The 8,585-nt window shown below is 51.5% G+C and carries 11 protein-coding genes; 5 read left to right on the top strand and 6 right to left on the bottom strand.

Annotated elements, in window-relative coordinates; genetic code table 11:
* Positions 1 to 123 precede the first annotated feature (123 nt).
* From E0L35_RS23110 to E0L35_RS23090, 6 genes are all read right to left on the bottom strand, one after another.
* The gene (locus E0L35_RS23110) at positions 124 to 270 is read right to left on the bottom strand and encodes a hypothetical protein (protein WP_249362179.1); all 147 of its coding nucleotides are present in this window, start codon (positions 268 to 270) and stop codon (positions 124 to 126) included.
* Positions 271 to 361: 91 nt separating this feature from the next.
* The gene (locus E0L35_RS23105; RefSeq protein WP_138801543.1) at positions 362 to 973 is read right to left on the bottom strand and encodes a lambda exonuclease family protein; all 612 of its coding nucleotides are present in this window, start codon (positions 971 to 973) and stop codon (positions 362 to 364) included.
* A gap of 33 nt (positions 974 to 1,006) precedes the next feature.
* Complete coding sequence (locus E0L35_RS23100; RefSeq protein ID WP_138801542.1) at positions 1,007 to 1,765, bottom strand: ERF family protein; 759 nt, start codon at positions 1,763 to 1,765, stop codon at positions 1,007 to 1,009.
* A gap of 22 nt (positions 1,766 to 1,787) precedes the next feature.
* Positions 1,788 to 1,958, bottom strand: a complete 171-nt coding sequence (locus E0L35_RS26360) for a hypothetical protein (protein ID WP_171051223.1) — start codon at positions 1,956 to 1,958, stop codon at positions 1,788 to 1,790.
* Between the two features lie 121 nt (positions 1,959 to 2,079).
* The gene (locus E0L35_RS23095; RefSeq protein ID WP_138801541.1) at positions 2,080 to 3,048 is read right to left on the bottom strand and encodes a DUF932 domain-containing protein; all 969 of its coding nucleotides are present in this window, start codon (positions 3,046 to 3,048) and stop codon (positions 2,080 to 2,082) included.
* Between the two features lie 93 nt (positions 3,049 to 3,141).
* On the bottom strand, positions 3,142 to 3,483 hold the full coding sequence (locus E0L35_RS23090; RefSeq protein ID WP_138801540.1) for a hypothetical protein: 342 nt from the start codon (positions 3,481 to 3,483) through the stop codon (positions 3,142 to 3,144).
* 352 nt (positions 3,484 to 3,835) lie between these two features.
* Here E0L35_RS23090 and E0L35_RS26750 point away from each other — a divergent pair, with 352 nt between their 5' ends.
* From E0L35_RS26750 to E0L35_RS23070, 5 genes are all read left to right on the top strand, one after another.
* Positions 3,836 to 4,087 carry a S24 family peptidase gene (locus E0L35_RS26750; RefSeq protein ID WP_249362178.1) on the top strand — a complete coding sequence of 84 codons (252 nt, stop codon included), beginning with the start codon at positions 3,836 to 3,838 and terminating at the stop codon, positions 4,085 to 4,087.
* Positions 4,084 to 4,818, top strand: a complete 735-nt coding sequence (locus E0L35_RS26965; protein ID WP_349304654.1) for a Y-family DNA polymerase — start codon at positions 4,084 to 4,086, stop codon at positions 4,816 to 4,818. Before E0L35_RS26750 ends, E0L35_RS26965 begins: the two co-directional genes overlap by 4 nt.
* A 6-nt stretch (positions 4,819 to 4,824) precedes the next feature.
* On the top strand, positions 4,825 to 5,361 hold the full coding sequence (locus E0L35_RS26960) for a DUF4113 domain-containing protein (protein WP_349304653.1): 537 nt from the start codon (positions 4,825 to 4,827) through the stop codon (positions 5,359 to 5,361).
* A gap of 535 nt (positions 5,362 to 5,896) precedes the next feature.
* Positions 5,897 to 6,601 (top strand): inovirus-type Gp2 protein, encoded by a 705-nt coding sequence (locus E0L35_RS23075; protein WP_171051222.1) that lies wholly within the window; start codon positions 5,897 to 5,899, stop codon positions 6,599 to 6,601.
* A gap of 275 nt (positions 6,602 to 6,876) precedes the next feature.
* Complete coding sequence (locus E0L35_RS23070; protein WP_138801538.1) at positions 6,877 to 8,475, top strand: YfjI family protein; 1,599 nt, start codon at positions 6,877 to 6,879, stop codon at positions 8,473 to 8,475.
* The last annotated feature ends 110 nt before the right edge of the window (positions 8,476 to 8,585 follow it).

Here is an 8,585-nt window from a genome sequence, read left to right as displayed (position 1 = left end):
CAGCACGTCTTTGAGACGCTACCCTCTCTCAACGACGATGACCTCAACACGCTACTGCCCTGGCAGTGGAAAGAGACCTTACCGGTCTAGGCAATGACTGCCTAGATGGGGTTATTGGAGCGCTTACGAGGGCTGTGTAATTTTGCGGCCTTTAGCGAGTTTACGTCGTGCAAAACGCTTGGCCATGGTGATGATATCTGTTTCGGTAAAAGGAGTAGTGACTAGGTAGGTGCCAGCCAATTCCCCAGCTTTGAGTTTGGCGTGTGTCATGGTTGTCTCCAAAAAATAAAAAAACGCCGGGGTGGTGGCCCCGGCGTCTATGCCGTTAATGATCGATTGTTGTAACTATGGGAAGGTTTTGTCACGCTGCCATCACTTGACTCATGCGCCGCTCCATTTCTTCATGGAAGGCCTCAACCCGCTCGGCAATGGTGCTTATCATGATGTCATCACGATAAGCGCGCTTGATAAACAGCGGCATGCCGGGCCAATAGCTCACAAAGTCAATCCATTCCCGTTCGCTTACCCATAGCCCGCCCTGGCATTGGGGCACGTGCTCATCGGGTATCTCGCCGCTGAGCAGTACCTCAATCTGGAACTTAGGTAGCTTGGTTTTGATTTCCAGCAGACCGTTAGCACCTACCAGACTGTCAGGCGAGTAGCCCACCCCGTGATTTAGGATCAGGCCCACTTCATGTGGTTCGGGTTCGCCGGTAGCATCGCAATAAAGTGCACGTGCCACGCCTTCCAGCTCATGACCACGGCGGGTATGTGCATTGCCTTGAAACGGCTCGGCCAGTTCCCCGGTAATTCGCTCACCGATCAACTGGTGCATGTAGGTAATTGCCCCGGTACCCAACAAGCCGGGGCCTTTACCCTTCACCAGCAAGACCTTGAGCTCCGACATGGTGACGCGACCTAACCGCGCCGCCAGCCACTCGGGGGTACCTTGCTCCATAGAAAGCACTTGCATGAAAGCCTCCTGTCATAAGGGGGAGAGCGTGGATTACTTAAACGCCCGTTTAGAAAGTGAGGCGCGTAGCTTGTCAAAATCAGGCTGGGGGACTTGCACGGCTGAACCGTATTTACCACTGAACCACTCCTGGGTTGTGGCAGGGCACTGGCTAATCAGTCGCTGGATCTGTCCCGCCTGAAAGGGCGTGACTAGCTTGATGCTCGCTTTGGTACTGGTCTTGCCATTGTCATCCTGGCCCCGTGTGGTGATGTTGAGTAGGGCGCATAGTACGTAGCGCTTGCCATAGCTGGTGGAAGAGCCAAACGCCTGCACCGCGTTCTTGTTACCGCTTATATCGGCGGGAAGCAGCATACTGGTTTCTTCACGGTGGCCATCCTTATGCATCAGTACACCGGTGATCTGAATACCGCGTTCCTGGGTCTGAATACGAAAGCTCACTGCAAAGCCGTGCTTTTGCATAATGGGGCGCACGGTATCGACGATATCTTCCAGCGTGGCGTAGCAGCCGTTATTGGTTTGTCCACGCTCTTCAATGCTGGGGAGTTCGGTCTGCATGGCTGCCATGGCTGCGCTATAGGCCATCATGGCCTGGCGATCCATCACCCGTTCCTGCATCTGAAGCAAACGCTCCATCTTGTCGATATCGACGTCCGGGTTGAGTGCCGCACGCTCAATCACCTGGATGATTGCCGTGCTTTCTGCAAGGTGCGGAGTAGTTGCTGCTGGAACCGCTTGTAGTGAAGAGGATGCAGACGACTCGTGATTTACCACATTGGTTTTAGTTGCCATGAGAAGGCTCCTTCAATAGTTATTAAAAATCGGCAGGGAGCTCACTGGGAGGGACGGGGCGTAGGTGCAGCTCGGTGCGATACAGCTGTCCTTTAGCCATGACGTAGGTTTCGGCATAGGTTTGCTTCTGGGTGAGCAGTCGTTCGGTCAGTTGGGTTAAGGCGATATCTAAATCGTGGCTAAGAGAGGCCATGGTGTACTCCACGTAAAAAGCAAAAAGCCCAGCCTGTTAGGGGCTGGGCTTATCGCGCTATCCAATGAGGGGTAATACAAAAACCAAGAAAATCAGCACTAGAATGATCAGAAACAGCATGTCAGCTCACCAATGCAAGGGCCGTTTGTAGCGCCTCTTGCTTCAGTTGCGCCCCTTGACCAAACCACGCGGAATCCAGGCGGGTATCGTTACTACGCGCACGCTTATCGTGATCCACGTACTCGGTCACGGCATTGAGCAAACCCCAGGCGGTGTCTTTGGCGGTGTCGAGGTGGGAACCCCGGCCTTCGCCGTGGTAGAGCTTTTGCACCTTGTTTAGCGCCCGGTAGTTAGGCAACTTGGAAGGGTCATCTATTGGCTTATCGATACCGCAGAGCACCGACTGCAAATACTGCTGTGCTTCGCGATGATCGATCTTACGTTCCGCCAAGGCCTTCATGCGGTACATAAAGTCATTCCACTGGGAAACAGAAATACCCAACTGGCTTTTTACCGCACGGGGATCGAACTCTGACCGGTGGGGAACCTTCACCGCCTGCGACGTGCCATCCACCGCAATCTGCAGCGTGTTGTTACACACCACACGTACCGTGGTGGGCGTGGCCATAGTCGCCAGGGTGCCATCACAGGAAGTGGCCAACAGCAGGTAGTCGTTGACTTCATCCTGGCCTTTCAGCGACGTGCTTAAGCCACTGCGTGCCAACGCCCAGAACTTACGCCCACCTTTAAGCACCCCAGCGGTTTCCAGCTCATACCCGGCGTACTCGGTCAGATCGCGGTAGAACTCCAGAATCTCCTCGGGCTGCACCACCTTATAACGTTGGGACACCACCGATAGCGGCGCCTTGGTATCCGAGCGGTAGAGCACTTTTTGCTCGGGGAACGAGTGGATACTGCCCAAGTGGCTGGCACCCTCGGCAATAAAACGCACCGGGGCTTCTTCAATGTGCCAGTTCATACCGGCCTGTTGCTGCCATACCTCTAGCGGTTGTTGACGGGTTAACTGTTGCCCCAGGCCGTGCCAGGGGGTAGCGCCGACGTAAGCCATTTGTTCAACGAGATGAGCCATGATGAAAACTCCTAGCAATAAAAAAAACGCTGACGTTAATCGCCAGCGCTTGATGGTTGGAAAGTAATGGGGACGTCGCTTAGTGGGTACGTATTAGTGGGGTGCGGTGAAGGGACGGGTTAATTGCCGGAAGGTATGACCGCACGATACGCACAGCCAGGGCGTTCCTTCACCGGGGGGGAGCTTCTGCGTGAAAAATAATTCTGCGGCACGCGTGCCTGCTTGACTGCCGGAAATAGCCCCCATCACGGCAGCGGGCAGTTTGGCTAACGGGAAGCGGGAGGTAGCCATCGTTAAAGGGCACGTTAGTTGAGAGGAAGCACGCCACGCTCCAATGGCTCCAGCCACAAGACTGCTGCCCACCGAGCCGATGCGTTGGGCGGTTTCAAGGTTAAGCGTGCAAGCGGCTGCACAGCGTAGGCAAGGCGGGGACATAACTAACACTCCTAATAGGCGTCAAAGTGATCCCGTGTGCAGGATTCATAGGAGTGATATAGATCTGTAATTTTTTGGCTTTGACCTTTGAGTGGTTGCTTCGATAAGCCTCTTTACTGATACTGTTCATAAATACAGTAAAAGAGGGAGCCTATTATGTCATTGAACGTTTCACTGCTGGGCCGGGCAGATGCCGTGGGATCGTCATTGCCCTTACCGCTCTATTCAACCGCCGTGCGCGCTGGGTTTCCTTCACCCGCCGATGATCACCTGGATACCGAGCTAGATCTGCACCGCTACGTCGTTAAACGCCCAGTCTCGACCTATTTTTGCGCGTGCGGAAGGTTATTCAATGATTGGGGACAGCATCCACCCTGGGGACTTATTAGTGGTGGATCGCAGTTTGGAAGCACTGCCTGGCCGGATTGTGGTGATTTGCGTAGATGGCGAAATGACCGTCAAGCGTCTTGAACGCGTAGGCCAGCGTACCTACCTCAAAGCAAGCAACCCTAATTTTAAGCCAATACCCCTTGATGGACGCGAATCCCAAGTGTGGGGTGTGGTGACCGATGTTATTCACAATCTGCTGAGGTCACTGCCGTGATTGCACTCGTTGACTGCAACAACTTTTATGTTAGTTGTGAGCGCGTCTTTGATCCAATGTTGGAAGGGCGCCCGGTAGGGGTGCTGTCGAATAACGATGGTTGTGTCGTCGCCCGCAGCAACGAGCTAAAAGCCCTGGGTGTGGAGATGGGGACTGCCATGCACTTGTTACCGACCGCGATTCATCGCCAGGCTGTGCTGCTATCCAGTAACTATGCGTTATACGGGGATATGTCCCAGCGGGTAACTGAGGTGCTAGGCGAGTTTTCGCCCCATGTGGAGGTGTACTCCATTGATGAAAGCTTTGTAGGGTTTCAGGGCTTTGACCCAGATTCGCTGGAGGCTCGGGGCCAAGCCATGCGCGATACCGTTCGGCAGTGGACGGGCATTCCCGTGTGCGTGGGGTTTGCACCTACCCGCGTACTCGCCAAAGTGGCGAATCAAGCGGCTAAAAAACATCCTGCCTACAAGCAGCATGGCGTATGTAAGCTAACTGCTGATAGTGAAGCGACCAAAGCATTGCTAAAACAGTTGCCGGTAACCGAGCTGTGGGGCGTGGCACGCCGTACCGGTGAACGTTTAAGAGTGATGGGTATTGAGACCGCATGGGATCTACGCGAGGCAGACCCTAAGCGTATTAGGGGGCGATTTAGTGTGGTGCAGGAACGCATCGTATGGGAGCTACGCGGGCAGTCCGCCATACATCTCGATGACATGAGCCTACCCAAGTAACAGATCATGGTGTCACGTTCGTTCGGAAGGCTCACCGGCAACCCCCACGACTTACGTGAAGCCTTGAGACAGCACGCCACCAGGGCGGCCGAAAAGTTGCGCAAACAGCAAAGTGTAACCAGTGCGGTGATGGCATTTGTACGCACCAACCCATTCCGTACCGACTTACCGCAATATCAACAGCGTGTGGTCGTCTCCCTGGAGAAGCCCACCGATGACAGCCGCGACATCATCGCAGCGGCGATACGAGGCTTAAGGCGTCTATGGCGCAAAGGGTATGCCTATCATAAAGCAGGCCTGACGCTGCTCGACCTTTCACCCAAGGCTAACCGACAGCTCACCCTCACCGAAACCCCGCAAACCGATGAAGAAGCTAAGCGCAGTGAACGCCTGATGGCGACGATGGATAAGCTCAATCGTGAGCTAGGTAAAGGAACGGTACAGCTGGGTCTACCCCGTAAAGGCAATGCCTGGTCGCTACGCAGTGAGCGACGTACTCCGCGATACACTACTCATTGGAACGAGTTATTGATTGTTAGGTAAGCCTGACACGCTTTTTTGTGCTGGTCATGCCAGGAAAATTTTATTTAAGAAAGAAAATACTGGCCGGTATGATTATCTGAGCAGATGCCGAGCCTAAAAGGCTCTTCGTTATCTTATTGAAAAAATGGAATTATTTTTATTGAAAAGGATCGCTCACAGTACGGGCATGGCCTGTCTCCAACCCGCATGCAAAGCGGGTTTAGGTGCTCAATGATAATGGATATCAGGCATGGCTGTGTGACGGTAATATTATTATGTCTTTACTTAAGGGGAGAAATAGTGTTAGGGGAAGGAGGCCTGCAAGCCGACGGCCTTACGTACTAGGAGCATCCATAGAGTGCGTTCAACCATGCTGTGCATTAGCCATATAGTTAAGTCGCTCATCGTCGCCCATTAGGGCATTTCCTGTTATGGCAAGCTAGCCGCGTCACTAAATGCGGCATTGCCCATCTTTCAACATTTTATCCTCTCTACGAGCATGAACACGGCCTACACGCCGTGGGCATCCGCGTGGGTGAGCGTTAGGAGTATCATCATGAACACCGCTCTATATAACGTTGGTCAGCGTCCACGTAAACGCCATCAAGATAACCCTGCTTTAAAGCTATGGTGGGATATTTATTATCAAAATATGCCGGTGCAAACCCAGAGAGGGCCATTGATTGAAAACTACCTAGATAAATTGCTGTTTGTCATGAACCAATCACGTCAGGACTGTAACCGCTTATTCGCGATACGAATTGACTTGCACTATCCAGGTGGAATTCATGCTGGCTTGATAGCCCCCCAAAACGCCACTATCAGCGCCTTCCTTCAATATTTGCACCAGGAGCTTGACGCCGCAGGCATCAAATACCCGCATAAGCTACGCAATGCTTGGTGTTGTGAGCAAGATACGAGTGAGAACCCTCATTACCATCTTCTGTTACTTCTGAACGGTGATGCCTATAACGGCCTTGGGTACATGGATAAGACGCCCTGTGGTGATTATGGATATGACAACTTATTCCATCGCATCGTCAGGGCATGGGCTCTGGCAATCAACCATCCGCAGGAATGCATGGCAGGACTGGTACAAGTGCCCAGAAAGCCTATCAGCAATGACCTGGCTACGTGGTTTTTCAGAAGCGATGACCAAACGGCATTTGCCGACGTGTTTCACGCCGCAAGCTACTTGTGTAAAGCGTATACGAAACCTATCGGTCAGGGTGTGCACTGCTTTGATGGAAGTAGGCATTAAATAGTAGCAGCCGATTGCCTACCGCTTTGATGGATACATAATGCCTTCTGCAATGGTCGTCGCGCGACGACCATTGCTCATGGAGTTTTCGCATTTTTTGATGACCGATCAACGGGCAATATTTCGTGCCCAGCATGGAGAGGTTTTTTGATAGAGAGCATAAGCTCCGCTACCCATCAGCTGGGTTCGTTGTCATAAAATACTAAATTGGTAATTAATATGGTGCTATTTTTGCTAGTATTAGCAAAAATAGCAGACTTAATGATGAGTATTTTATGAATATAAGTCCTGACGGCTTTAACATGCCACCTTTGAACCTTCCGCCAGCCAAAGAGGGAGAGTTGCCTCCTTACATCGAAAATTCGATGTTTGAATCCGCTACCAGGGAGGTGGCCCAGCATGTTGAGGTGATGCCCGAAATGGCACGCACAACGGCGCTGGCTGCGATGGCGGTAGCATGCCAGGGGGTAGTGGATGTAGCGTTTCCGAATGGCAATGTGGTGCCTACCTCACTCAATCTGCTGACTATTGCGGAAAGTGGGGAGAGGAAAACGGCACTAGAAAACTGGTTCTTCAAACCTATCCGACGGTTTCAGGCAGAAAAAAAAGCTGAGCGTGTCCGAGCGATGAGAGTGTATGAGCGCAAGCTGAAAAACTGGAACGACGCCGAAAAGGCGCTCACCAAAGCCAGGACTCAGGCTCTCCTAAAAGGGGATCCAGTACTGCATGATATCGAGAGGAAGCAAGCCGAACAGGATGAAGCTAAACCCCAACCGCCTCGAAACTATCAGCTCATTTACGAAAACGTAACACCGAGCGCCTTAGCATTCGGGCTATATGAAAACATACCCTTGGCTTGCCTGTTGTCCAGTGAGGCGGGAAGTGTCTTTGAAGGTAAAGCACTGCAGGATTTGAGCTTATTGAATTCCATTTGGAGTAGCACACCCTTGGATGTTGCTCGCCGGTCTTCCCCAAGCTTCACGCTAGATGATTCTCGATTGACACTCGCCTTAATGGCGCAACCCAAGGTGATTGAAAGGTTTTTAGAAAAGCGTGGAGAAGAAGCAAGGGATAACGGTTTCCTGTCCCGCTTCATGGTAATAATGCCTACATCCCTAATTGGTGAACGTGAGGGTAGTGGCCGTCCTGTCAATCCCGATATCATGGATGATTTTAATCAACGAGCCAAGGACTTGCTTGCCGAGTCTTTTGACATTCTGGACAGCGATGAACAAAGTCGGCGTTTGGTCGAGTTCACACCTACTGCCAAGGATTGCTGGAAAGAGATGCAACTAAGTATCGAGCGGGAGATGGTAGAGCATGGCTTGTACTACCATGCTCGAGGACATGGTTCAAAGCTCATGGATAATGTCACCCGCGTCGCGGCCATCCTGCATACCTTTGAAGGCTATCACGGTAATATTAATGAGACAGTGTTAAAGTATGCATATAACTTGTGCAGAGGTTACTCAAAACACTACTTGGAATATCTAGCGGGTGAGCCTGAAATTGTTACGTTAACCAACGAGCTTGTGAGGGAGATTCATCGGCTTGTAATAAAAAACAATAATGCATCAGGTCAATACAGGTTCAATAAATCGTTGTTTCGACAGCATGGTCGAGGACAAACCCGATCTCAGAAGAAACTGGAAGCGGCTTTGGATTTCCTCATCCAGTTGGGACATTTGAAAAAAGAGGATTACACAAAAAATTACCTCTTTTCAGAAACCATTCTGCTGAAAGAACCAGTGCTTAAAAATGGCATTCAGTACACTGTTGATGAATTGCCGCTGTACGAAGTCCCAAAGCCTGATCCCTACGAAGATGGAAGACCTAAAATTTCAAACCCTGGATTCAGCGGCCTAATGAAATAGAACAACTGTATCGCTTTGGAACAGACGGTAGAGGTGGGAGGCCATAGCCGGTATTCTTCTCAGCTCACTGCCTAAAGTGAAACATAGCATGCAATACCGATAGCTTACCC

The sequence above is a fragment of the Halomonas sp. ATBC28 genome, assembly GCF_005937175.1.
Classification (GTDB): Bacteria; Pseudomonadota; Gammaproteobacteria; order Pseudomonadales; family Halomonadaceae; genus Vreelandella; species Vreelandella titanicae.
This window is presented reverse-complemented; position numbering and strand designations above follow the sequence as displayed.